Below are 24,873 nucleotides of genomic sequence, written 5' to 3' on the forward strand. Positions count from 1 at the left end.
GTTTTCGATAGTAGTTGTGATGTCAATCACAGTCAAATCGTCTAACTATTACTATTTTATACGCGATCGCTGCGATACTTTCATGTCTTTTGCCTGTATATCCCAAAACCGATGTCACCGATTTTACGAATACGTCACATTTTCAGACCATAATTATCGAAACATTTCGGTATACTGATCCTATTCAAACATGAGATGCTAGGGGGAACCATGAGTTCAAGCTCGTCGTCCAGCAATGGCAAGAATCCAACCTTAGCCGACGTCGCATGCCGGGCCGGGGTCTCCATCGCCACCGTATCCAAGGTGATAAACGGAAAGAGCGATGTGGCCGAAAAGACTCGCGAACGGGTCGAACAGGCCATCGATCAGCTCGGATACTTCAGGTCAGGCAGGACCGGAGCCTCTTCCAACCTGATCGAATTGGCCCTGCAACATCTGGACAATCCATGGACCCTGAATCTTCTGGACGGGGCTGCCGAAGTAACTTCCAGCCGCGGAATCCGGCTGGTTCTGAGCGAAATCAACGATCCCCGTCTTCTGGCCACGAGGTGGCTGGACGAGGTTTTGGCCCGCCGGCCCCTGGGTGCCATCCTGATCTTCTCCAACCCATCGGCCGATCTGGCCAGACGGTTCGCGTCACGCCGCATACCAGCGGTCTTCGTTGACCCGTGGGGAAACCCGATTCTGGGAACCATGTCGGTTCAATCCGACAACTGGTCCGGCGGGCTCTTCGCCACCCGCCATTTAGTCGAACTGGGCCATCAGCGTATTGGCACCATCACAGGACCCGATGGGGTCATGTGCTCCATAGCCCGCCTAGACGGCTACCGAACCGCCTTGCACGAGGCTGGCCTGGGATTTGATCCGAGACTGATCCGCCAAGGGCGATTCAGCGTGGCGGACGGCGAACGATTCGCCATGGAGTTGCTGAACCTCGACGATCGCCCCACCGCCATCTTCGCCCAGAGCGACTTTCTGGCCATGGGAGTCTACAAAGCTGCCAAACGCCTAGGCATCCGCATTCCTGAGGAACTCTCGGTAGTCGGCTTTGACGACATACAGACAGCGGGATTCATGGGACCCGCGCTGACCACCATCCATCAGCCCCTGATGGAAATGGCAGCCAGGGCGGCGACGATGATCCTGGATGCCAGATCGGGCAAGACCGTCGACCCCAGAGCCATCCTGCCCAACACCCTTGTCGTCCGGGAATCGACCTGCCCGCCGCCGAAACACGCGGACCACAGGCAGGCAGGAGCCCTATAAGGCGCCACTCTTCGATTGGCTGCGCATCAGCTGCTTGCAAAAAGAGACAGCGCGTTCTCATAGGAGACCGCACGCACCAGAGGAGCAAGATGCTCCTTGTCATCAGGGATGATGCCCTGAGCGGCCCAGTCGCCCAAGAGCCCGCAGAGCACCCTGCGGAAGAGCTCGTGTCTGGGGAAAGACAGGAAACTGCGGGAGTCCGTAGTCATTCCCACCGCATTGCCCAGGAGTGAGGTTTCAGCCAAAACTTCGAGCTGCCGACGCATCCCGGAGACGGTGTCGTTGAACCACCAGGCGTTGCCCAACTGAAGCTGGCCCTGATCATCGCCTCCGAAGCAGCCCAAATCAGTGGCTATGGCCATATAGTCGTTGGGGTTGAGGGAATAGACAATGGTTCTGGGCAAGATATTCGAGCTCTGCGCCTGGTCAAGGAGGGCGGCGAGAGGGGCGGCAACCGAATTGTCAGCCATGGAATCGTAACCCGTGTCGGCTCCAAGCTTCCCAAAAGCCGTCGAGTTGTTGTTGCGTCTGGCCTGGAGGTGGAGCTGCATGGTCCAGCCCCTATCCTTGTAGATTCGCATCAGCTCAAGAAGGAGGGCCGCACGATATTGGGCCTGTTCCTGCCTATCAAGGCCTAGACCTGCCCTGGCCTTGCTGAAAATGGCATCCAGATTTTCGACAGTCGACGGAGCGAACTCGACCACATCGACAGCATGGTCGGAGAGTCTGGAGCCATGCTGGTGGAAGTAATCAACCCGATCGCGCAGAGCGTCAACCAGTTCGCTGAAGTCATTGATCGGCTTGCCGCAGACCGACTCCATTGTGCCGATCCAATCGCCATATCCATTAGCGGTCGGATTCAGGGCGGCATCGGGGCGGAAGGCGGGAACCATCCTAAAGGGCTCCCCCTCCTTGGCGAATTGATCGTGATACTCCAGATTATCCTCAGGGGAATCCGTGGTGCAGACGATCTTGACGTTCATGCGACGCAGAAGCGCTCTTCGCGAGAAGTCCGGGGTGGCCAGCTGCTCATTCGTCTGGTCAAAGATGGACTTGGCGGTCTTGGTGGTCAGGGGTTCGCAAATGCCGAAGTATCTCCGCAGCTCCATGTGCGTCCACAGATAGACCGGACTGCCTACAGCCTGTTCCATGGTCTGGGCGTAAGCCATAAATTTCTCCCAAGGGCCCCCGTCTCCGGTGATCAGCCGTTCCGGAATGCCGTTGGCCCTCTCCAGCCGCCATTTATAGTGATCTCCATAATTGCGGCCATCTGTCAGCCAGGCATCGACAATATTATCGAAGTTGGGATCCTCGTAGATCTCCTTGGCGTGCAAATGGCAATGATAATCCACCAGAGGAAGATTCTCAGCTACGTCATGGAACAAGTCCCGAGACAACTGCGTCCCGAGGAGAAAATCGTCATCCAGGAAAGCCACTACAAACTCCTTAGTCGAAAACAGCAAGTCCAGCATTCGAATTTCCGCAATGCCTAAAATTCTTCTGTACAGACCAACGGACAGGCGAAACAGTCACGCGATCGGAACTCGCATATGCTATTGGTCAGCCTATGCGCGCCTGAAGAGGCAGAGCATGATGTTGCCATGATTTGTCGGAACCTCCCCTGATCAGGAACCCGACGCAGCCTTCCCCGTGCTCTCCCGGACGATCAGGCGGGAGGGGATCATGATGCTCTGGGGCAGATCAGTTCGTCCATTCAGCCGATCCAGAAGGATGCAGGCTGCTGTCTTGCCCAGTTTCGGCGGGGTGTTGCCCACGCTGGACAATGGCGGATCACTGACCTGCGCCATAGTGTCATTGTCGAATCCGATGATCACGTAGTCGTCCGGACAACGAATCCCCTGACGACGCACAGCCGCCATGAAGCCCAGGGCCATCAGGTCGTTGTGAGCAATGACGGCGCCTGTGGGATCATTCAGATACTGCTTCGCCAGGGCATACCCTCCGACGAAGGTGGGAAGACCCGGCCAAATTCGTCGAACAGTCACCCCACGCTTGCGGAACTCTTCGTAAGTGTGATTCCACCTGACTCCCACCGACCATGAGGAAGAAGGTCCATCGAGATAGGTCACTCGTGAGTAACCCATGGAAACCAGTAGTTCAGCGGCCTGACGGATACCAGTCCCAATATCGATGGCCACGCTGGGCACCCCACGCACGGTCCGGTTAACCACGACGATGGGCCTGGTCTGGGCGCACTTGCGGATCATGGCATCAGGCATTCTCGATGAGGTCAGAATTACCCCGTCCACATAGGCGGCGATCTTGTTGAAGGCCTCCCGCTCTCTGGTGGCGCTTTCCTCGGATTCAGCGACGATAAGGGCAAATCCAGCCAGGTTGAACTCGTGCTGTACGGAACGAATGATGTCAGAAAAGAACTGGTTGGCGATATCCGGAACGATGATGGCGATCATGCCCCGCAACGTCCTGGACGGAACCGTATCGACCGGCTCCGTATAGTACCCCAGTGCGTCGGCTACAGCGAATATCCGCTTGGTTGTAGCCGCACTGACCCTGTCAGGCCGGGAGAATGCTCTTGATACCGTGGAGGGGGAGACGCCGGCCTTGTCAGCCACCTCTCTGATCGTCACGCGCCTGGAACGGTTATGACAGCTCATGACCGAAATTCCTTCTCTGCCCCGTTTCGGTCCAAAGGCTTGCTCGGCCTGGCACCCGTGCTCTGCCTGATGACAAGACGGGCCGGAACCGTCGGGGCTACAGACAGGTTGGCTCCGGAAAGACGCTGCATGAGTAGGTCGGCAGCCCCCCGCCCAAGGGCTGAAAGGGACATATGAATGGTGGTCAGAGGCGGACTGCTCACCATGGACATGGTATCGTTGTCGAACCCGATGACGGAGATATCACGAGGGCACTCGCAGCCGAGCCGTCTGAGGGCCACGATCAGGCCGATCGCCATCAGATCGTTGTGGGCGATGACCGCTCCTGTAGGGTCGTCCATATACTTCTCTGCGAAGGAATAGCCCCCGTAAAAGGTAGGAGCGCAAGGCAGCGAGCGCTTGACGCTTATCCCCTTGGCGTCGCATTCATTGAAGATATGCCGCCACCGGATGCCTCCTGACCATGAGGCAGCCGGACCATCCAAATACGTCAGGCTCCGGCAGCCCAATGCGTACAGGTAATCGACGGCCTGGCACGCCCCCTTGGACACATCGATGCTGACGCTGGAGACGCCCCGGACATCACGGTTGACGCTGACCAGGGGGCGCAGCTGGGCGCACTTGCGGATCATGGCATCGGGCATCCTAGGGGAAACCAGGATGATTCCCGAGACCACAGGAGCGACAGTATCGACGATCCGGCGCTCCCTGGCGATGGACTCCCTAGTATCAAGAATCAGAGTCTCGAAGCGTGAGCGCTCGCACTCGTCCTGGACACTGCGAACGACACCAGTGAAAAACTGATTGCCCAGGTCGGGCACAATGACCGCAACCAGTCCCCTGCCCTGCGAACTTGACCGGCTATCGACAATATCGCTGTGGTATCCCAGTGCATCAGCGACCCGTTGAACCATTCGAGCCGTCGAAATACTGACCCGATCCGGACGCGAGAAGGTACGCGAGACCGTTGAAGGGGACACTCCGGCCTGGCGAGCCACATCATATATGGTGATACGGCGGTTGTCCGTAGAGGAATCGCCACCCGAACCTGCTCCGGTCTTCATCTATTCGTATCAGCCTTCCTCGTCTGCCCCATATCGCATGAAATACACGCCAACGGCGCCGAGCACTTCTAGCTTTTAGCTTCTAGCTTCCAAGTATATGCGGCTTCCCGGTCCCATAGCAGCCGACAGCAGCCTGATGAGAAACAAACGGCAACTCTGGAAGCAGATGGGCACCGACTTGGTAGGTTCGGAGTCAGGATGGGCAAGCGAGTACGCCTGGTCTCCGCGATATGTTTCTTTTGGTAAAGGAAGACACTGATGCTTCACCTTAGCGGCGATATACATAATGAGGCTGCAGCCTGGCAGAAAGCCGGCGTGACTCTGCCAACCTACGACATCAAGGCCATGCGCCAGGCCACCAAGCGCTTGCCTGCCTGGGTCCACTTTGGGGCCGGCAATCTCTTCAGAGCAGTTCACGCCCCCATTGCCCAAAAACTTCTGGATTCACGCGCCACCGACCAAGGCATATTGGTGACCGAATCCTACGACCCAGCCATCATCGACCAGGCCTACACTCCCTTTGACGACCGCTATCTTCAGGCCATCCTGAAAGCGGACGGATCTATGAAGACCTCGTTGGTCGCCTCAGTTGCAGGCACCTACCCTCTGGGTGAAGATCCGAAGCCCCTGCATGATCTGAGGCTGGTCTTCCGCAATCCCGGCCTGCAGATGGTCACCACGACCATCACCGAGAAAGGCTATGCCTTGGTCGACTCCCAAGGGCGGCCGCTGCCATGGATCGCTCCGGAATTCGGGGGCGGACCTGATAAAGCCAAGAGCGCCATCGCAGTCATCACGGCCCTCCTGCTGGAGCGCTTCCAGGCCGGTGCCCTCCCCCTGGCCCTGGTCAGCACCGACAACTTCTCACAAAACGGGAAGCGGTTCGCCCAAGCCGTCAGGCAGATGGCTGACGAGTGGATAGGGAGGAGCCTGGCAGAAAAAGGCTTCGGCGACTACCTCAGAGACAAGAGCAAGATCACCTTCCCGCTGACCATGATTGACAGAATCACTCCCAACCCTGACAAGGAGGTGGGTCGCCGCCTCAAGGCTCTGGGCATCGCTGACGCGGAACCCTTCTGGACCAGGGGCGGAACCGCTATGGCCCCATACGCCAATACTGAGGAAACCTGGTATTGGGTGGTTGAGGACGACTTCCCTGCAGGCCGCCCGCCTCTGGAGAAAGCAGGGGTCTACATGGCCGACAAGGATACGGTCAACGCCGCCGACCAGATGAAGGTCACCACCTGCCTGAACCCCCTGCACACGGCTCTGGCTGTCTTCGGGATGCTCCTAGGGTATCCGACCATGTCAAGGACCATCGCTGACCCAGACCTCAAGGCCTTGGTCACCCGCCTGGGGTATGCGGAAGGACTGCCTGTGGTCGAGGACCCGGGCATCTTCTCCCCAAAGGAGTTCCTCCGCCAAGTCATCGAGATCAGGATTCCCAATCCTGGTCTGCCCGATACACCGGCGCGCATCTGCGCCGACACCTCACAGAAAATCCCGGTCAGGTACGGAATCACCATCAGCAGGTACATCCGATCCCAGGATCTTGACACAGCCGATCTGGAAGCCATCCCGCTGATCATTGCCGCATGGCTGCGGCTGCTGATCGGTTCGGACGGCCATGGAACCGACGACGCCGGACGGCTGGTCAAGCTGAGCCCGGACCCGCGTCTGGAGGAGCTTCAAAGGATTCTGGCCGACATCCCACTCAATGGGTCAGCCAAGAAGGAGACTCTGGCGGCGACCATCAAGCCCATCCTGGCCGATGCCTCCATCTTCGGAACCGATCTGAACGCCACACCACTGGCCGACAGAATCGAGACCTCACTGGCCGCCATGTGCCAGGGCAATGGCTCCGTCGCGAACACCCTTCACAAAGCTGCAAGCGCCTGGTGACGTCGGCCGTCTGCTGACTGGACAAGGCACGAAATAACCGGGCCCGCCCGATTCGAATGTAAGGAGAGAGCATCATGCACATGGGATTCCGCTGGTATGGAGAGGGCAACGACACCATCAGCCTGGATGATATTCGTCAGATTCCGGGGGTGGAGACCATTGTCTGGTCCCTCCACCATAAACAGGCCGGCGAGGTTTGGCAGCCGGACGAAATCGAAGATGCCATGGCGGCAATCACCGAGTTGTCCGCCAGGGATCGGGCGGCAGGCATAACCAAAACCTTCAACGCCGACGTGGTTGAGTCGGTCAACGTTCACGAATCCATCAAGACCGGTTCGACAGTCCTCAGGATGAGCCGCGATCAGGCCATTGACGCCTATATCGAGACCGTAGCCAACCTGGGCAAGGCCGGTGTCAAAGTCGTCACCTACAACTTCATGCCGGTCTTCGACTGGCTGCGTACGGAGATGTTCCACCCCTGCCCAGATGGGTCCACCGCTCTCTACTACAACCAGCACCAAGTGGACCAGCTCAGCCCACAGGGCATCATCGACGAAACCTTGAAAGGGGCCCGATCCCTGACTGTGCCCGGCTGGGAACCCCAACGGCTTGCTCATCTGCCTGAACTCATGGATGCCTATCAGGGAATGGGCCACGAGCAGATGTACGCCAACTACAAGTACTTTCTGGATGCCGTGATCCCCACCTGCGAGCGCTACGGGGTCAAGTTGGCCGTCCACCCCGACGACCCTGCCTTCGACTTGTTCGGCTGGCCGCGCGTGGTCTCCAGCAAGGAGGGGATTCAACGGGTGCTGGATCTGAATCCCAGCCCCTGCAACGGACTGTGCCTGTGTCTGGGATCCTTCTCATCCAGAAGAGGCAACGACGCAGTGGATGCAGTCAAGACCTTCATGGGCAGGATCTACTTCAGCCACGTGCGCAACATCCGATTCACCGACGAGCAGGGCTCATTCTACGAGGTAGGTCACCGCGCCAACGAGGGGAACGTGGACACCGTCGGCGTCATGAAGGCCTACGCCGAGGCCGATTACCAGGGCTACATCCGCCCCGACCACGGACGGCATTTATGGAGCGAAAACACGGAAGCCGGCAGACCGCGGCCAGGCTACGGCCTTTATGACCGCGCCATGGGCATCCAATATCTGCTTGGAGCCTGGGACGCTTACCGCTACAACCGTCGATACTGATTCCTCGTTCGCACTGTTGGCTCATGCCAATCGGTCTATCAGGGGCTGGACACCCTGGTCGGCCAAATCGTCCAAGTCCTTCTGGACAGCCTCCGCTAGCCCTGCGATTCTGGTCAGGTCATGGCCCCAAACGGAGGCATCAGAAAGAATCCGGTTGACGAAATCATCCTGACCAGCAGCCTTGTGGAAGGCATCGATAACCTTCTGATCATCCTGAATCTTCACAGCATCACCGGCCTTGCCGCCATAATTCCACAACAGGCAGGACAGCGTCAGGACGATGCGTTCCGGAAGCCCACTCCCCTGCTCTGCGTTGGCCGTAACCAGCGGGAGAAGGCGTGAGACGAATTTGGAGACCGAGTTCAACCCTATGGAATCCAAAGAATGCTGGACAAAGGGGTTGTCGAACCGCTCGCGAACCGCAGCAGCGAAGCTCTCCAGCTCCTCCTTGGGCAGTGTCTGGACGGGGATGATCTCCTCTTCCATCTCACGGGTAATGAAAGAACGCATGGTCCTATCGCCCATGACCTGTCCTACAGTCTTGAATCCGGCCAACCGGGCCACTTGGGCCATAGTGGTATGAGGACCGTTGAGCAGATAAACCTTGCGCTCACGGTAGGGCTGTACAGCATCGCAGGTCACCAGGTCGATTCCGGCCTTCCGCGCGGGAAGCAGCTCATCGACCTTGCGCTGGGCGGTCTGGTCGCCAGCTACGACCCAGAGCAGGAAGGGCTCGGCCTTGACCATGTTCTGGTCCTCGTAACCCAGCTTCTCCCAAAGCTCCTGGGCATCTTCGCGCGGGTAGCCAGGAACTATGCGATCCACGAGAGTGGATACGAAGGTGTTCTCCCGATCAAGCCAGTCGATGAAATCCTTACCCCATCCAAACCGTTCAGCGACATTTATCAGAGCATGATGCAGGGCCGGACCGTTGTCGGCGATAAGCTCGCAAGGCATAATCAGGAAGCCTGGCATGGACCTGTCGAACCTACGCTTGAGCAGATGAGCCAACTTCGCCGGATATCCCGCTGGCGGACGGTCTGTGACCTTATCCCCATCATTGACGGCAATGCCCGCTTCGGTGGTATTGGAGATGATGATCTGCGTATCAGGATCATCGGCTAGAGCCAGAAACCCATCCCAGTCCTGGTAGGGGTCGACTGTCTTGCCGATAGAGTCAATCAGCTCATGGCTGCGGACGGGCTTTCCATCCTTGAGACCTTCCAGAATGACTGTATAAAGCCGCTCCTGGTCCTCCAAGACTTGGACTCTGCCCTTTTCAAGGGGCTGAACAACTGCTGCATTCCCCCCGAACAAGCCCTTGTTGTTGAGCTGCTGGACTATCCAATCAACGAATGCTCTGAGAAAATTTCCCTCACCGAACTGGATGATCCTGATGGGTCGTTGAGCTGCCTCTGTACTAGTCAGCCCCAGATGCACGGCCACTGCTTCCCGTAATCTTTCCACAATGCTTCCTTTCCGTCCGCTCGCATCCCGCCCATACGGGGGATCCGACCAGATCATCGAACCTGGCGATCGATGACTAGCCCGGGACTCTGGCACTCAGCCTTGCACCACCTGCCTGGCCTTCGCACAAGCATCAGCAACGGCTTTCCAATCGCCTCGGCGCTGGGCCTGGGACGGTACAGGGAAACTCCCGCCCACAGCAAAGACGTTGGGCAGGTCGATGTATTCACGAGCGTTCCCGAACCCAACTCCTCCGGTGGGCAAGAAGCTCATCTCTGCAAAGGGGCCGGAGAGTGCCTTCAAGGTCTTGATGCCACCGTAAGCCTCGGCTGGGAAGAACTTAGTAAAACGCAGACCAAGATCATAGGCTTTCTCAATGTCGCTGGGAGTCGCCGTTCCAGGCAAGACCGGGATCCGGGAGCCCGTGCACCAGTCGACCACAGCATCGTTGAAGGCCGGGGAGACGATACCCTTGCAACCTGCCTGCACTGCCTGGCGTGCCTGGTCGACCGTGTGCACAGTTCCTGCCACCAGGGTCACCTCAGGCACCTGGTCATAAATAGCCCGCATCCCGTCCAGGGCGGCAGCCGATCGGAAGGTGACTTCCGCGATGGGCACTCCACCGGAAGCCAGGGCCCTAGCCAGAGGAACCGCTTCCTCGGGTGAATGCAGGGTCACCAGGGGGACCACTTTGATTGTTCTGATCAGATCAATCAATCCGATCCGCTCCTCCGGTACGTCCGTCTTGCCAAACTCGCTCATGCCTGCTTCCTTCTCTTGTGGAATTGAACTTGTTGAATCGAATCCATCGCCTGTCTATGGAGGGCTTCTGATCGTCGCCCGGATAAACCGGCTCAGCCAACCTGTCTGACCGCAGCCCGCTGGCGTCCGGCAATAAAGTCATTCAACCGGGCCTTTGTAGGCAAGCCTTCGTTGTCGGATACCACCTGGGTCTGCATGGCACCGACGGCACACCCACGCTCCAACGCTTCGGACATGGGCCGACCCTCAAGCAGAGCCGACAACACGCCGGCCGCGAAACCGTCGCCGGCGCCGACTGTGTCCACCACCGCATCAACCTTGAAACCCGGAACGTAGACACCATCATGACCGTCCGTCGCGTAGGCTCCATCGGGCCCGTCCTTGACCACCGCATAACGGGCGCCATTGTCAATGAATGCCTGACCGATATCGTGGACGCTGTCCAGCCCGAACAGATGCCTGCCCTCGGAAATGCCTGGAAGGACCAGATCAGCCTTGGCGCTTAAGGACAGGAGCGTCTGCTTCATATGTCTGTCGCTCTTCCAGAGAGCCGGACGTTCGTTGGGATCAAAGGAAACGAAGACCTGATTGGCCCGTGACAGCTCAACCAGCGCTTTGCTGGCTTCCAGGGTGCTTGCCGAAAGCGCCGGGAGGATTCCGGTCATATGCATCAGCGAGATTCCGCTGCAGTCGATGGCTTTGACATCGGCCGGGCCCAGGGCTGAAGCCGCCGATCCCTTGCGAAAGTAGTAAGTCTTGGGGTCTCCCTGCTCTACCTTGGACTTCATCATAAAGCCAGTGGAACGAGTGGCATCCTCGACGACCAAGGAGGTGTCCAGGTTGTTCTGCCGCATGAAGCACAGGATTCGTTCGCCTATCGGATCCTGGCCTATGCGAGTCATATAGACCGGATGTTGGCCAAGCCGCTCCAGGCCGATGGCTACGTTGAGCTCCGCACCTGCCACCGAGGCGCTGAAGGACCCGACCTCACTGCAGGGTCCCTCCTCGCCAGCCGCGAAGAGCCCCATACCCTCGCCAACCAGGAGAACGCTGCCAGGACGGATGCCGCTGACCGCTATGTCGTGGGAAACCGCCATACCTTTCCTTCCATAACCAGGACTGATGGATCCGACAGGTTTGTTTCAACCCGCGTCAACGCGGGTGACGGTCCGATTCGTCCTCTGATGTTTTCAAGCTATGTGATAGAGGGATGGCGGAGGAATATGTTGCCAGCTGTTGCTTGTCCCGGCATTTTTGATATGCACTTTGTAAAAAACAGACCCTCAGACCTTTGAATCGATCTGAGGGTCAGAAGAAACGGATCCTTGAGCAGGGGCTACCAGGCCAAGTCGATGCCCGGGGTGACAGGTTCGGGAATCAGATGGATGCCAAAGGTGGAATCCACGCCTTTCTGTATGGCATGTGCCAAGGCTGCCATGTCGTCTGAGCCGGCGCCTCCCCGGTTGGTCAAGGCCAGTGTGTGCACATCGGACAGGGCGGCTGCCGACCCCTGCTTTAAAGCGAAGCCCTTGTGAAAGCCCGAATGATCGATCAGCCAAGCCGCTGAGGTCTTGACCAATGCCGAGCCCTCGACAGGATAACGTGGGGCATCCGATGGCAGGGCATCCGCGGCCTTACGACTGATGATCGGATTGGTGAAGAAACTCCCGCAGCTGTGGCGGTCAAGCAGCACTCGTTCGCCCCTGGGGCCGTGAAGATCATCCTGGACTGCCTCCAGAGCCTCTTCCAGGTCGGAGGTTCGACGGCATGATCCCATCCAATCGGTCAGGTACCGGTAGGGATCCTCCAGCATCCCCTTGCCCGCTCTGACGGTCAGAACCGCCTGTCGAATCCGATCCAGGGGAAGCGTTGCTCCTGGCTCCACGCCCAGGGCCTTGGCAAGCTGGGCCGAACCCACCTGAACTTCAGACCCATGTCGCAGAACCAGGGTGACCGAAAGCACCACGTAGCGGGGCGTCGGGAAGAACCGTGCTTCGGGCACAGCCGGCGCCTGGTACATGGTCTGCTTGAGCAGGGAGGTCCTGTATCCGAAATCGAGGTCAGAGGCCCGCAGATAGGCTGTGACCTTGTCCTGACGGTCCCATACCTCGACCGAATCGACAAGGTGCCCGACCTCCTGGCCGTAGGCGCCGATGTTCTGGACCACCGAGGCTCCGACAGTCCCGGGGATGCCGGATAGGCCCTCTATTCCGATCAGGTGCATGCGCACGCAGTAGGAGACCAGATCATCCCAGTTGGTCCCAGCCGTAGCGTTGACGTGAACGACGGGAACGCCGCTCTCGGGCGGAGCCACCTCGTCAGGCACGCTGATGTCCTGACGGGTGTCGCGCACGACTACGCCAGGAAAGTCCTGGTCAGAGGCGAGCAGGTTGGATCCCCCGCCAATCAGGCAGAGGGGCAGCCCCTTGGAATCCGCCCCCTCCACAGCCTCGATCAGCCCGACCCTGTCATGTGGCTGGACAAAGGCCGCAATACGTCCTCCCACGCCCATGGTGGTGATATCAGCAAATGTCGGAGTTGAGATGTTGACCGTGGCTGCTTCTGACATGTCTTTCACTGTATCATCGCAGGTGACAGGGCTGATCTAGAGCCCTTCTAGCCTACCGGCCCTCTGATCTGCTGTCTTGATCCGCCTTCTCGACCCACTGGCTCGATTCGATGAATTACGGCAGGCAAAAGCAAAATACAGAGCCACACATGGGCAGGTTCTCTTGATTTAGCCCCGGTCAGCCGTAGCACCGACAAGGACGGCAGGGGGTGAATAACCCCTTATAAGGAACGCCTATAGAGGCACTGTTGTCTCAGCATCTGAAAAAGGGTTTGATGATCCGTGAAGCACGCGAGCATCTAGGCCACATTCAGAGGAGCGGGCCGTCATGAGCAAAGGATTCGCGACAAAAGCCGTCCATAACGGCTATGACTGTCAAGGACAGGGCGGAGGCGCGGCCAGCGTCCCCATCTACCAGTCGGCCGCCTTTGACATGGTCACCGCCGACCGGGGAGACGCCCTGGCCGCCGGCGAAATTCAAGGGTTCTCTTACTCACGCTTGGCCAACCCCACGGTCAAGGTCCTGGAGGACCGCCTTGCTGGCCTGGAGGGGGGCAAGGGGGCCGTGGCCATGGCCTCAGGGATGGCCGCTGTATCGTCAGCCCTCATGTGTGCCGCCGAGGGCGGTGGGAGACTAATTTCCCCGGTCGATCTTTATGGAACCTCGGTGGACGCCATGAAGACTTTCTTCCCCAACTTTGGCATCGAAACGGATTTCGTGGACGACATCAACGACCTTGATGCAGTGGAACCCCTGATCCAGGACAAGACCAGGGCCATCTTCGCCGAATCCGTGGCCAATCCGTCCACAGCCATCGCCGACATCCCCGGCCTGGCCGACTTGGCCCACCGGCATGGGCTGGCCCTGATCATCGACAATACGGTGCCCACGCCATACCTGCTCAACCCGATCGACTTCGGTGCCGACATCGTCGTCCATTCGACCACCAAGGGAATCAGCGGCCATGGCAACGCCCTGGGCGGGGTCATCGTGGATGCAGGCCGATTCGACTGGGGCAACGGCCGCTTCCCGCAGATGAGCCAGCCCGAACTGATCATCAGCGACGAGCGGCACGGATCCATGGTCAGCTTTCTGGATGCCTTCGGCAAGATGGCCTTCCTCCACAGGGTCCATACCAAGTACCTGCACACCTTCGGGGCGGTCATGAGCCCCTTCGCAGCCTACCTGCAGCTGACAGGCCTTGAGACCCTGCCACAGCGGGTCGCCACCGAGGTAAAGACTGCAGCAATCCTGGCCCGCCACCTGCTGACCATTCCCCAGGTGGAGCAGGTCAACTACTCGGGAATTCGCGAGGGTCGCCACCAGGGCTATGCGGACCAGCAGGACCGCCTGGCATCGACCCTGCTGCCCAAGGGCGTCGGCACGATCCTCTCCTTCAAGGTCCAAGGGGACTATGAGCAGGTCAAGCGCATCGTAGACTCAGTGCATCTCATGAGCTACATGCCCAATATCGGCGACTGTCGCACTCTGATTGTCGACCCGGCCAGGATCACCCACAGGGAGGTTCCAGGCCCCTACCGCCTCAGCGCCGGTGTAGGCGACGATCTGATTCGAATCTCCGTGGGCCTGGAGGACCCGGGGGACCTGATCGCCGATCTGGATCAGGCCTTTGAGGCCGCCTACCAGGTCAATCTCTGAAGGCTGAGCCCCCAATATCGCAAAACCCGTATGCACGGCAGGCATATAGGCAGATCTGCGTGAGGAAGCGCCTGCGTATAAAAAGAACCCGGCCGAATGGTCGGGTTCCGATGAAGCCAAAGGACGGGAAGAACTCAGCGGGTCTCCCGGTGCAGGGTATGCTTGCCACAACGGGGGCAGAACTTCTTGAGCTCCAGACGGTCAGGAGTGTTACGACGGTTCTTGGTCGTAATGTAATTACGCTCCTTGCACACGGTGCACGCCAGCGTAATGCCAGGACGGATATCTGCGGCTTTTGCCATGGTTCACCTCTATAGTCGTTGCACGACCGACGTATGTCGGCCACAGTAGCGAGGAAGAGACTCGAACTCTTGACCTTACGATTATGAGTCGTACGCTCTAGCCAGCTGAGCTACCCCGCCAGAGAGCCTCGGGTGAGAATCGGACTCACGACCTCTTCCTTACCAAGGAAGTGCTCTGCCACTGAGCTACCGAGGCGTGGCGGATAGAGGATTCGAACCTCTGAAGCATTACGCGGCTGATTTACAGTCAGCTCCCTTTGACCGCTTGGGAAATCCGCCATGCCGCACTAGAACCGAAGCTCTGTACGGCAACTTGCCTATAATGACATGTTTTTCCATTTTCCGCAAGTCACGCTCCAACGTCGTGTCTTCCACGTCAGAGCGGGACGGACGGGTCAGAAATCCCAGTCGTCGTCGTCCGTCTCCACGGCCTTGCCCATGACGTAGGAGGAGCCCGAGCCGGAGAAGAAATCGTGGTTCTCGTCGGCGTTGGGGCTCAGCGATGCGATGATGGCCGGATTCACGTCGGTGGTGTCCGAGGGGAAGAGGGCCGGATAACCCAGGTTCATCAGCGCCTTGTTACCGTTGTAACGCAGGAACTTGGTGACATCCTCCACCAGGCCCACCCCTGAGTACAGGCTCTCGGTGTATTCCACCTCGTTGTCGTACAGGTCACCCAGGAGCTCGTAGGTGTAGTCGCTCATGGCCTGACGCTCGGAGTCGGAGACCCTGGCCAGCCCCTTCTGGTACTTGTAGCCGATGTAGTAGCCATGCACGGCCTCGTCACGGATGATCAGGCGGATCAGATCGGCTGTGTTGGTCAGCTTGGCATGGCTGGAGAAGTACATGGGCAGGTAGAAGCCCGAGTAGAAGAGGAAGGACTCCAGCAGGGTGGAGGCCACCTTGCGCTTCAGGGGGTTGTCGCCCTCGTAGTAGTCCAGAACGATCTGGGCCTTGCGCTGGAGGAACTCATTGTGTTCGCTCCACTCGAAGGCAGCGTCGATCTGAGGGGTGGAAGCCAGGGTGGAGAAGATGGAGGAGTAGGACTTGGCATGGACCGACTCCATGAAGGCGATATTGGTGTAAACAGCCTCCTCATGGGGGGTCAGCGCATCCGGAATCAGGCTGACGGCGCCCACAGTCCCCTGGATGGTGTCCAGAAGGGTCAGCCCGGTGAAGACCCGCATGGTCAGGGTGTGCTCCTCCTCGCTCATGGCCTGCCAGGAGGGCAGGTCATTGCTGACGGGAACTTTCTCGGGCAGCCAGAAGTTGCCAGTCAGACGGTCCCAGACCTCAAGGTCCTTCTCGTCCTCCAGACGGTTCCAGTTGATGGCGGAGACCCGGTCAATCAGCTTCAGCGGCTGCCGGGGAATGGAAATGGGTGGGACCATGGTTGATTGCTCCTTGTTGGATAAGTGTTCGACAGTGCGACGCGGATCACGACAGGACCGTCAGTCTACCGCATGGACGGACCTGACCCGTGGACGTGGCGACCGGTGACTGCATATGACTCTTAGGACAGGTGCCTTAAAGCATGCAGCTGACGCAGCCCTCGACCTCGGTGCCCTCCAGGGCCTGTTGGCGGATCCTGATGTAGTAAAGGGTCTTGATCCCCTTGCGCCAGGCGTAAATCTGAGCCTTGTTGAGGTCGCGAGTGGTGGCCGTGTCAGGGAAGAAGAGGGTCAGCGAGAGCCCCTGATCCACATGCTGAGTGGCCTCGGCGTAGGTGTCCACGATCTTCTTCCAGCCGATCTCGTAGGCGTCCTCAAAGTAATCCAGGTTCTCGTTGGTCATGTAGGGAGCCGGGTAGTAGACGCGCCCGATCTTGCCCTCCTTGCGGATCTCGATCTTGGAGGCAATCGGATGGATGGAGCTGGTGGAGTGGTTGATGTAGGAGATGGACCCGGTCGGTGGGACAGCCTGAAGGTTCTGGTTGTAGATGCCCTCCTTGAGGATGGCCGCCTGGAGTTCCTTCCAATCCTCCACAGTGGGGATATGGACCCGGTACTGGTCGAAGAGGTCCTTGATCCGCTGGGTCCTAGGCTCCAAGGAACGGCTGCCCTCGGTGTACTTGTCGAAGTAGTTCCCCTGCCCTGCCGGCTTGGCATAATCGGACTTGGCGAAGGAGGCGAAGGCCTTCCCTCGCTCCACGGCCAGGGCATGAGAGGCCCTGTAGGCGTGGTAGGCCACGGTCATGAAGTACATGTCGGTGAAGTCCAGCCCCTCCTCGGATCCGTAGTGGATGCCCTCGCGGGCCAGGAAACCGTGGAGGTTCATCTGACCCAGGCCGATGGCATGGCCCTCGTCGTTGCCCCGCTTGATGGAGGGGACGGCCTCGATGTTGGTATGGTCAGAGACGGAGGTCAGGGCCCGCACCGAGGTTTCGACCGTGTCGGCCAGGCCGCCGTCCATGGCCTTGGCGATGTTGAGGGACCCCAGGTTGCATGAGATGTCACGGCCGATATGGTCGTAGTTCAGGTTCTCGGAGTAGGTGCTGGGCTCCTGGACCTGCAGGATCTCCGAGCAGAGGTTGGACATGGTGATCCGGCCGTCGATGGGGTTGGCCTTGTTGACCGTGTCCTCGAAGAGGATGTAGGGGTAGCCGGACTCGAACTGAATCTCGGCCAGGGTCATGAAGAAGTCACGGGCATCGATGTACTTCTTGTGAATCCGCTTGTCCTTGACCATCTCCTCGTAGTGCTCAGTGATGGGAATGTCAGCGAAGGGCTTGCCGTAGACCCGCTCCACATCATAAGGCGAGAAGAGGGCCATGGGCTCCTTGCGTTTGGCCAGCTCGAAGGTGATGTCAGGGATGACCACGCCCAGGGCCAGGGACTTGATGCGGATCTTCTCATCCGCGTTCTCCCGCTTGGTGTCCAGGAAGCGCATGATGTCAGGGTGGTGGGCCGACAGGTAGACGGCGCCGGCACCCTGGCGGGCGCCCAGCTGGTTGGCGTAGGAGAAGGAATCCTCCAGGAGCTTCATGACCGGGACCACGCCGCTGGACTGGTTCTCGATGTGCTTGATGGGTGCGCCCATTTCGCGCAGATTGCTGAGCAGCAGGGCCACGCCGCCGCCCCTCTTGGACAGCTGCAGGGCCGCGTTGACCCCTCGGGAGATGGACTCCATGTTGTCTTCTATACGCACCAGGAAGCAGGAGACCGGCTCGCCGCGCTGGGCCTTGCCCAAGTTCAGGAAGGTGGGGGTGGCGGGCTGGAAGCGGCCGGAGATGATCTCATCCGCGTACTTCATGGCGGCCTGCTCGTCCCCGTCGGCCAGCTCCAAGGCCACGGCTACACAACGCTGGGGGAAGTCCTCCAGGTAGCGCTTGCCGTCGAAGGTTTTCAGCGCATAAGAGGTGTAGAACTTGAAGGCACCCAGGAAGGTCTCGAATTCGAAGCCGCTTTCGGCCGCATGCTTATAGATCTTGTCCAGAAACTCCGGGGCGTAGCGTTCAAAGACTTTCCGATCGTAGTACTCGTGATCCAGGAGGTAGGCGATCCGCTCGGCCGTGGAGGGGAAGGTCATGGTGTTGGGCCCTACGTGCCGGTCCATGTACTGGCGCTCGGCCTCGTGGTCCTTGTCGAATTGAATCCTTCCGTCCTTGTCGTACAGGTTCAGCATGGCATTCAGGGCATGGTAGTCGTGAGCCGGATCGAAGGTCTCCTCATCCTCGGATGCGGTCCTGTCCAGGCCCAGGGATGTATCCTCGTTTGCTCCCATCGGGTGTCCTTTCATGAGTATGGCGGTGATGATATGCGTAATGAAATTGGCTCAGGGCTCGGGGTTGTTGCGGAAGAAATCCACGACCCCGCGGCGGACCTTGTTTTGGTCCTCTTTGGTGCCCATGAGCTCGAAATAGTAGAGGAATGGCACATTGCACTTGCGGGAGATGATGTCTCCCGCCATGCAGAAGGCCTCCCCGAAGTTGGTGTTGCCCGAGGCGATGACCCCGCGGATGCCGGCCCGGTTGGCTGGGTCGTTCAGGAAGCGCTTGATCTGCGGCATGACCGCCTTCTTGGCTGATCCGCCCCCATAGGTGGGGACGATCAGGATGTAGGGCTGGCGAATGTTGAGCGGCGGGTCCTTGGGCCTCAAGGGGATGCGGAAGACGTCGATCCCCTCGTCATCCAAATGGCAGTTGGCGATGAACCGGGCGGTATTGCGCGAGGCCGACGAGAAGTAGACCACGGCCCCCAGACGCTGACCCTGGGCGGCGAACTCGGGAGCGCTGAGCTCCGAATCAATTCCGGCGGTCTGCTGTTGCTCCATGCTTCCTCCTGATCAGGCCACCAGAGCCTGTCTTGACGGTGATGCCCGCCCTGAGGACGGACCGATCAGTACCCGCCCAGCGCGAGCCTGAATTACTATATGTGCTATCGATATCGAAAACGGTGAGCATATATAGGGTTTTCTGTGCCCAATATCACACCGGTTCCGACTGGCCTAGAAGTCCCAGTCGTCGTCGTCCGTGGACTCGGAGTGCCCCATGACGTAGGAGGAGCCCGAGCCCGAGAAGAAATCATGGTTCTCGTTGGCAGAGGGTGACAGGGCCGCCAGGATCTCCGAGCTGACATCGGTCTGGCCGGCTGCGAACCGGGCCGGGTAGCCCAGGTTCATCAGCGCCTTGTTGGCATTGTAGCGAACGAAGGCGAAGACATCCTCGACAAAGGGGAATCCCTCATAGATCTGCCCTGAATAGACCATCTCCAGGTCGTAGAGCTTATCCAGCAAATCATTGGTGAACTTCTCCAGCATGGCCTGGTCAGCCTGGGTCCTCTCCTCCAGACCCCGCTGATACTTGTAGCCCGAGTAATAGCCGTGGATGGCCTTGTCGCGCAGGATCAGCCGAATCATGTCAGCCGTGTTCATCAGCCTGGCATGGCTGGAGAAGTAGAGGGGCAGGTAGAAGCCAGCATAGAGCATGAGAGAGGAGAGCATGGTGGAGGCCACCTTGCGCTTGAGGGGATCCTCGCTGACATACTCATGCAGGACCGTGTGGACGCGCTCCTGGAGGATGTCGTTGGCCACAGCCCACCGGTAGGCCCTGTCGATCTCCTCGCTGGAGCAAAGGGTGGAGAAAACCGAAGAATAGGAGCGAGCGTGGACCGACTGCATGAAGGCGATGTTGGTATAGATGGCCTGCTCCTGCTCGGTACGGGCGTGATCGATCTGCACCAGCTCGCCGATGGTGGCCTGGGTGGTGTCCAGCATGGTCAGTCCGGTGAAGACGCGGACCGTGGTCTGGCGCTCATGATCGGTCAGCGTGTTCCAGGATGGGATGTCGTTGGACAGGGGCACCTTCTCAGGCAGCCAGAAGTTGGAGACCAGGCGGTTCCAGACCTCCAGATCCTTCTCGTCGGTGACGTTGTTCCAGTTGACCGGGCGAATCCTGGCCTCAGGGGTGACTCGGTACTGGGGCGGGGTGATGGATTGGCGCATCATCTCGTCGTCGGCGTAGACGCCGACCTCTGACTTGGCGCTTTCTTGCGTGCCTTCCTGCCGGCTCATGACAAAACCGACTTTCGTGAATCAGTCGACTGCTGTTGGAGCCGCACTCCCATTCCGGCCAGAATGGCCCTTACCGCCCGGACGTCCGCCGCAGTGCCCAGGAGCTCGAAGCGATAGAGCTCAGGAACGCCGCACCGAAGGGCAATCTGCGGTCCGGCTGCACAATAGGCGCTGCCGAAGTTCCTGTTGCCCGAGGTGACCACCCCGCGGATTAGTCCGCGGTTGACCGGATTGTTCAGGAAGTGAATGACCTGCTTGGGCACGGCTCCCCTGGCTGACCCGCCGCCATAGGTGGGCACCAGCAGAAGGTAGGGCGTATCCATGACGAGCATGGGCTGTCGCCGCTCGTACAGGGGGATACGGAGAGGCTCCTCCACGCCCAACCGCTGCACAAAGCGGTGGGTGTTGTTGGAGACACTGGAGAAATACACCAGCCTGGAGGCATCACCCAGAGGATCATGCCGATCTACATCTACTAAGGGCATAGGGACCGCTGCTCCTTGATAAACACTATATATTGGATTAACTTGGCTAGCTGACCACAATATATAGGTTCATCCAAGACGACACAAGTTCATAGGAGCATAATTGGCCCCGCTGTGACATTCCATACAAGAACTGAGACGTCAAGCATTTACATTTACGCTCGCGTTACTGCGACCTTAGTCAGGAATCGGATCCTGCGGCAAACCCTGTCGACGCAGGTCGGCGCATACCTCCAGAACCCGGTCGTTGGCCTCCCGCTCCCCCACAGTGATGCGAACGCCCTCGCCAGGGAAGGTTCTGACCGACAGGCCTACGTCACGGAAACGCTGATCAGCCTGCGCGGCGGCCTGGCCCAGAGGCAGCCAGTAGTAGTTGGCGCGAGGTTCAGGGATCCTCCACCCTTGCTCTTGCAAACCAGCCAGGATTCTGGCCCGTTCCTGCTTGAGTGCCTGGACCCGTTCGGCCAGGCGATCCTGTGCGTCCAGGCTGGCCATTGCCGCCGTCTGGGCCACATCGGTGACGCCGAAGGGCAGGGCCACCTTGTTCATGCCGGCAATGATCGGCTCGGCAGCCACGGCGTATCCGATCCGCAGACCGGCCAGTCCATAGGCCTTGGAGAAAGTCCGGGCCGCTATCACATTGGGATGCTCACGCATGAGCGACAAACCGTCGGCTCTATCAGGGTCGTCATTGAACTGTACATACGCCTCGTCAAAGAGCACCGGCAGATCGACGCTGGTCGCAGTCGGATTGTTGGGGTTGTTGACAATGACCAATCTGGTGTGGTCGTTGACCGCGGCGATCATGGCCTCGATGTCATGGCGTCCCTGCCTATCCAGAGGCACGGGCACCCCGGTGGCGCCGGCCATGGTGATGATGATGGGATAGGCCTCGAAACTGCGCCAGGGGTAGACCACCTGATCGCCATGACCAGCCACCAGGTCAACCAGCTGGGTGATGACCTCCGTGGACCCGCATCCCAGCTGAATGCATGCTGGCTCCACCCCGTGCAGCTTGGCCAGCCGCTCCACCAGACGGGTACCATGCATGTCCGGATAGCGGTTCAGGTGGCCCAGGGCCTGCTCGGAGATGGTCTGGAGCACGCCTGGCAGGGGCGGGTATGGGTTCTCATTGCTGGAGATCTTGTAGCTGGTCAACCCGGGAACGGCTGGTGCAGGGCTGCCCTGCCGGTATCCGGGCAGGGAATCAATGCTGACGCGATGACGATAGTACATGGGCACCATGCTAGTGGCCGCCATATGTCCCTGGGGCATCTGTTCCGCTGCACGGTCCCGACAAGACGCGAATGGCCCCTGGTCCTTGCGCAGGACCAGGGGCCACTATCACCGCCTCTTTACTTGAGGATGGCCAGAACGTCGCGCGCGGACACGATCAGGTAGTCCTCGCCGCCATAGTTGACCTCGGTGCCGCCGTACTTGGAGTACAGAACCTTGTCGCCAACCTTGACATCCATGGGGATGCGCTCGCCCTTGTCGTCGCGACGGCCGGGGCCTGCAGCCAGCACCTCGCCCTGCTGGGGCTTCTCCTTGGCGGTATCGGGGATGACCAACCCGGAAGCGGTCTTGGTCTCCGCCTCAGCCTGCTTGATGACGATCTTGTCTTCCAACGGTGTGAGTGAAATCGACACTGTGGACCTCCTACATCTTGTGAGAACAGCCAATGAACCCACGCCGGAACGTCGATGAGAGGCTGACGAACACTCACCACGCATTCCTTTGCGCTACAAGTCATAGTAGCGCGAAATTAGCACTCTGCCAACTTGAGTGCTAACGCTAGTGGTGAAAGAAGGTTCGCCGATTTGTCCTCAGGACTTGGCTGTCGGACGACGCCGGGCCAATATAGCCTCCACGCCGATGGACAGGGAGTCCTCGCTGCGATCGGGCGCCTCGACCTGGGCCTGCATCTCCCGCTTGTGGAAGTCGTCGGGTCGGCCATCGGCCTTCTTATGAGCCTTCTTCTGACCTGGCTGCTTCTTTTCGGGAGGACGGGCCACGGAGACCTGACGGGTGGACTTGATCTCCAGGCTGTGAGGAGCCTCGTCTTCGCTGTTCTTGCCGTCCTTGCCTGATCCCTCGTCACGGGCCGATCCCAAGGAGAAGGAGATCAGATCCTGTCCAGCCGCCGTGCCGAAGGCATCCAAGGCCGGAGAAGGGCTGATGCGCTCGAGCTCATTGGTGGCGTCGTCCTGGGCCTTAGCCAAAGACGACGAAGATGGACGCTTTTTGCCAGCAGACGCAGAGGCCGATCCGGACTTGTCTGTATGGGCAATGGCGGATTGAGCAGGCGTCGACTGCGGGGAAGCCGAGTGGATTGCAGGCTTGGATGCCGAGGACTTGTCCACTGATGATTTAGGCGCTGCGGGCTTGGAGGCAGTCTTTTGGGCCTTTGAAGACTTGGTGGTTGCCGGTTTGGAAGCCGTCGGCCCAGAAGCTGCTTGTTTGGCCGGGGTCCGTTCAGAGGCCTTCTCGGCGACGGATGGCCTGTTCGACGTATGCCCGGTCTTGGCAGCGGCCTTCTCGGTCGACGTGAGGGACCCGGCCGAACCCTTGGCCTTGCTGCTGTCGGCAGCCGGCTTGACAGGCTTGGCAGCATTGTGCCGTCTGGCCTTGAGGGCTGCCTGTTGATCAGCCTTAGCCTGGGTCAACGTCCGACGAATCTCATCCTGGTCAAGTACATCCGTAGCAGTTTCCGTGCGACCCTCATTCTTGGTCTGCACGGGCTTGCTGGCGGTCTTGCTCTTAGTCAGACTGGCCACCTGCTGACGACGCTGCCGGGCACGCCGCTGGGCTAAATTTCGCTCCCAGGCACGAGCCTGGGCTGAAGCATGCGCGCCGGCGGCCAACACCACTATCACCAACGCCAGAGGAATCAAAGTGAACCATGGGCTGTAGCCCAAGGAGAAAGAGAGCCCAGCCACCAGCAGGGTGACAGCCAAGAGGACAAGGACCAGGATGCGACGACGGCGTATGGCCGCGCGGCGCAACTGTCTGATCTGCTTGATGCGCTGGGCCTGACTGCGCCGGTTGCCATCCTGCTGCCCTTGCTGCATGACCAACCCTTTCACCGTCCTCGACTGCCTGTCGCAGAACCTCATGCCGTCTTCCCGCCCCACCATGTGCAGGGAGGTGGAAAGCCTGTCCTGGCGATGCTCCGAGGCCCGCTTCATACCCTTGACGGTGCGAAACGGCAGCCAACCCAGCACCAGAATCACCGCAATCACCAAAACCACGATGCTGCTGAGTGATTCATAAACCATAAGTACTACGTTAGTTGACGGTATGCCCCAAACAGCAAGTCAAACCCAGCGTGTCGACCATGTCCGCCCCAGAGTCTCATAGACGAGCCGGCAGATCGGGATCGAATTGGTCGCCAATCCAGGCAAAGGTCAGGTGGTCCCGCCACTGCCCGTTTACGTACATGTAGCTGCGGCGCAGCCCCTCCGGCTCCATGCCCAGCTTTTGGACTACACGCAGGGATCGCTGGTTCTCAGGCAGAATTGCCACCTCCAGACGGTGCAGATGGGGTCCCCTCCCGTCTCTGAAAGCCCAGTTCGCCAGCATGGCCAGGGCCAGGGGCGCGAATCCGTGACCGATCCAATCCTGGTCCACCCAGTAGCCCACTGTCGCTGTGCGCATGGACCCATAGCGGATGGCGCCTAGAGAAATCTGCCCAACGATGCTCTGATGAAACTCCATAAGAAAGACCGCTGAAGTGCCCTCCTGCCGGGAACGATCCAACTCCTGCATCCACTGGGCATAGGTCATGCCGGGTCCGTGGCTGGGATCCCCTGATTCCCACGGGGCTAGCCAATCGCGATTCCTCCATCGGACCGCGTTCCAGGCTGCCTGGTCACCCTCGCGGATGGGCCTCAGCAGGAAGTCCCCATGTCCTGGGGGCGAAGTCAGACGATCAGGCAGATCCAGGGCATGGTCCGAACGGGCTCGGGAACCCTGCCAGACTTGGCGGAAGGTGTGCAGAACCGACATGACTCCATGTTCTCACCAAACGGCCATGGAGGC

21 protein-coding genes and 3 tRNA genes are annotated in these 24,873 nt (G+C 59.3%); 4 read left to right on the forward strand and 20 right to left on the reverse strand.

Annotated features, from left to right (window positions below; all coding sequences use genetic code 11):
* The first annotated feature begins 210 nt into the window (after positions 1-210).
* Positions 211-1,266 (forward strand): LacI family DNA-binding transcriptional regulator, encoded by a 1,056-nt coding sequence (locus GYM67_RS07430; protein ID WP_220236277.1) that lies wholly within the window; start codon positions 211-213, stop codon positions 1,264-1,266.
* Positions 1,267-1,292: 26 nt separating this feature from the next.
* On the opposite strand, the gene uxaC is transcribed toward GYM67_RS07430, so the two are convergent.
* The 3 genes from uxaC to GYM67_RS07445 form a co-directional block, all read right to left on the reverse strand.
* Positions 1,293-2,738 carry a glucuronate isomerase gene (gene uxaC / locus GYM67_RS07435; protein ID WP_258561478.1) on the reverse strand — a complete coding sequence of 482 codons (1,446 nt, stop codon included), beginning with the start codon at positions 2,736-2,738 and terminating at the stop codon, positions 1,293-1,295.
* Positions 2,739-2,891: 153 nt separating this feature from the next.
* Complete coding sequence (locus GYM67_RS07440; RefSeq protein ID WP_220236279.1) at positions 2,892-3,902, reverse strand: LacI family DNA-binding transcriptional regulator; 1,011 nt, start codon at positions 3,900-3,902, stop codon at positions 2,892-2,894.
* The gene (locus GYM67_RS07445) at positions 3,899-4,966 is read right to left on the reverse strand and encodes a LacI family DNA-binding transcriptional regulator (protein ID WP_220236280.1); all 1,068 of its coding nucleotides are present in this window, start codon (positions 4,964-4,966) and stop codon (positions 3,899-3,901) included. Before GYM67_RS07445 ends, GYM67_RS07440 begins: the two co-directional genes overlap by 4 nt.
* 258 nt (positions 4,967-5,224) lie before the next feature.
* Between GYM67_RS07445 and GYM67_RS07450 the strand changes: the two genes are divergently transcribed.
* Positions 5,225-6,868 carry a mannitol dehydrogenase family protein gene (locus GYM67_RS07450; protein WP_220236281.1) on the forward strand — a complete coding sequence of 548 codons (1,644 nt, stop codon included), beginning with the start codon at positions 5,225-5,227 and terminating at the stop codon, positions 6,866-6,868.
* A gap of 74 nt (positions 6,869-6,942) precedes the next feature.
* Positions 6,943-8,076, forward strand: coding sequence for a mannonate dehydratase (locus GYM67_RS07455; protein ID WP_220236282.1), 1,134 nt, complete (start codon positions 6,943-6,945; stop codon positions 8,074-8,076).
* 21 nt (positions 8,077-8,097) lie between these two features.
* Here the strand turns inward: GYM67_RS07455 and GYM67_RS07460 are convergent, their stop codons facing one another.
* The 4 genes from GYM67_RS07460 to GYM67_RS07475 all read right to left on the reverse strand — a co-directional run bounded on the left by GYM67_RS07460 (position 8,098) and on the right by GYM67_RS07475 (position 12,874).
* A complete protein-coding gene (locus GYM67_RS07460; RefSeq protein WP_220236283.1) occupies positions 8,098-9,543 on the reverse strand; it encodes a tagaturonate reductase in 1,446 nt (481 codons plus the stop codon).
* 96 nt (positions 9,544-9,639) lie between these two features.
* Positions 9,640-10,305: a bifunctional 4-hydroxy-2-oxoglutarate aldolase/2-dehydro-3-deoxy-phosphogluconate aldolase gene (eda, locus tag GYM67_RS07465; protein WP_220236284.1), complete on the reverse strand. Its 666-nt coding sequence runs from the start codon at positions 10,303-10,305 to the stop codon at positions 9,640-9,642.
* Between the two features lie 92 nt (positions 10,306-10,397).
* Positions 10,398-11,402: a sugar kinase gene (locus GYM67_RS07470; protein WP_220236285.1), complete on the reverse strand. Its 1,005-nt coding sequence runs from the start codon at positions 11,400-11,402 to the stop codon at positions 10,398-10,400.
* Between the two features lie 239 nt (positions 11,403-11,641).
* Complete coding sequence (locus tag GYM67_RS07475; RefSeq protein WP_220236286.1) at positions 11,642-12,874, reverse strand: FAD-binding protein; 1,233 nt, start codon at positions 12,872-12,874, stop codon at positions 11,642-11,644.
* A 328-nt stretch (positions 12,875-13,202) separates the two neighbouring features.
* Here GYM67_RS07475 and GYM67_RS07480 point away from each other — a divergent pair, with 328 nt between their 5' ends.
* Positions 13,203-14,534, forward strand: a complete 1,332-nt coding sequence (locus GYM67_RS07480; protein ID WP_220236287.1) for an O-acetylhomoserine aminocarboxypropyltransferase/cysteine synthase family protein — start codon at positions 13,203-13,205, stop codon at positions 14,532-14,534.
* A gap of 134 nt (positions 14,535-14,668) precedes the next feature.
* On the opposite strand, the gene rpmG is transcribed toward GYM67_RS07480, so the two are convergent.
* From rpmG to GYM67_RS07545, 13 genes are all read right to left on the reverse strand, one after another.
* Entirely contained in the window at positions 14,669-14,836 is a 168-nt protein-coding gene (gene rpmG / locus GYM67_RS07485; protein WP_015022386.1) for a 50S ribosomal protein L33, read from the reverse strand.
* 46 nt (positions 14,837-14,882) lie between these two features.
* Positions 14,883-14,956 (reverse strand) — tRNA-Met (locus tag GYM67_RS07490).
* A gap of 4 nt (positions 14,957-14,960) precedes the next feature.
* Positions 14,961-15,032 (reverse strand) — tRNA-Thr (locus tag GYM67_RS07495).
* Between the two features lies 1 nt (position 15,033).
* Positions 15,034-15,115 (reverse strand) — tRNA-Tyr (locus tag GYM67_RS07500).
* A gap of 116 nt (positions 15,116-15,231) precedes the next feature.
* Positions 15,232-16,227: a class 1b ribonucleoside-diphosphate reductase subunit beta gene (gene nrdF / locus GYM67_RS07505; protein ID WP_220236288.1), complete on the reverse strand. Its 996-nt coding sequence runs from the start codon at positions 16,225-16,227 to the stop codon at positions 15,232-15,234.
* 136 nt (positions 16,228-16,363) lie between these two features.
* Positions 16,364-18,559: a class 1b ribonucleoside-diphosphate reductase subunit alpha gene (gene nrdE / locus GYM67_RS07510; protein ID WP_220236289.1), complete on the reverse strand. Its 2,196-nt coding sequence runs from the start codon at positions 18,557-18,559 to the stop codon at positions 16,364-16,366.
* 51 nt (positions 18,560-18,610) lie between these two features.
* Positions 18,611-19,108, reverse strand: coding sequence for a class Ib ribonucleoside-diphosphate reductase assembly flavoprotein NrdI (nrdI, locus tag GYM67_RS07515; protein ID WP_220236290.1), 498 nt, complete (start codon positions 19,106-19,108; stop codon positions 18,611-18,613).
* Positions 19,109-19,282: 174 nt separating this feature from the next.
* The gene (nrdF, locus tag GYM67_RS07520; protein WP_258561608.1) at positions 19,283-20,278 is read right to left on the reverse strand and encodes a class 1b ribonucleoside-diphosphate reductase subunit beta; all 996 of its coding nucleotides are present in this window, start codon (positions 20,276-20,278) and stop codon (positions 19,283-19,285) included.
* 65 nt (positions 20,279-20,343) lie between these two features.
* The gene (nrdI, locus tag GYM67_RS07525) at positions 20,344-20,832 is read right to left on the reverse strand and encodes a class Ib ribonucleoside-diphosphate reductase assembly flavoprotein NrdI (RefSeq protein ID WP_220236291.1); all 489 of its coding nucleotides are present in this window, start codon (positions 20,830-20,832) and stop codon (positions 20,344-20,346) included.
* Positions 20,833-21,009: 177 nt separating this feature from the next.
* Complete coding sequence (locus GYM67_RS07530; protein ID WP_220237460.1) at positions 21,010-22,068, reverse strand: histidinol-phosphate transaminase; 1,059 nt, start codon at positions 22,066-22,068, stop codon at positions 21,010-21,012.
* A gap of 119 nt (positions 22,069-22,187) precedes the next feature.
* Positions 22,188-22,481, reverse strand: coding sequence for a co-chaperone GroES (gene groES, locus GYM67_RS07535; protein WP_015022393.1), 294 nt, complete (start codon positions 22,479-22,481; stop codon positions 22,188-22,190).
* 177 nt (positions 22,482-22,658) lie between these two features.
* Entirely contained in the window at positions 22,659-24,110 is a 1,452-nt protein-coding gene (locus GYM67_RS07540; protein WP_220236292.1) for a hypothetical protein, read from the reverse strand.
* A 76-nt stretch (positions 24,111-24,186) separates the two neighbouring features.
* On the reverse strand, positions 24,187-24,840 hold the full coding sequence (locus tag GYM67_RS07545; RefSeq protein ID WP_220236293.1) for a GNAT family N-acetyltransferase: 654 nt from the start codon (positions 24,838-24,840) through the stop codon (positions 24,187-24,189).
* Positions 24,841-24,873: the final 33 nt, after the last annotated feature.

It is taken from the genome of Bifidobacterium asteroides, from assembly GCF_019469425.1.
GTDB classification, from domain to species: domain Bacteria; phylum Actinomycetota; class Actinomycetes; order Actinomycetales; family Bifidobacteriaceae; genus Bombiscardovia; species Bombiscardovia asteroides_I.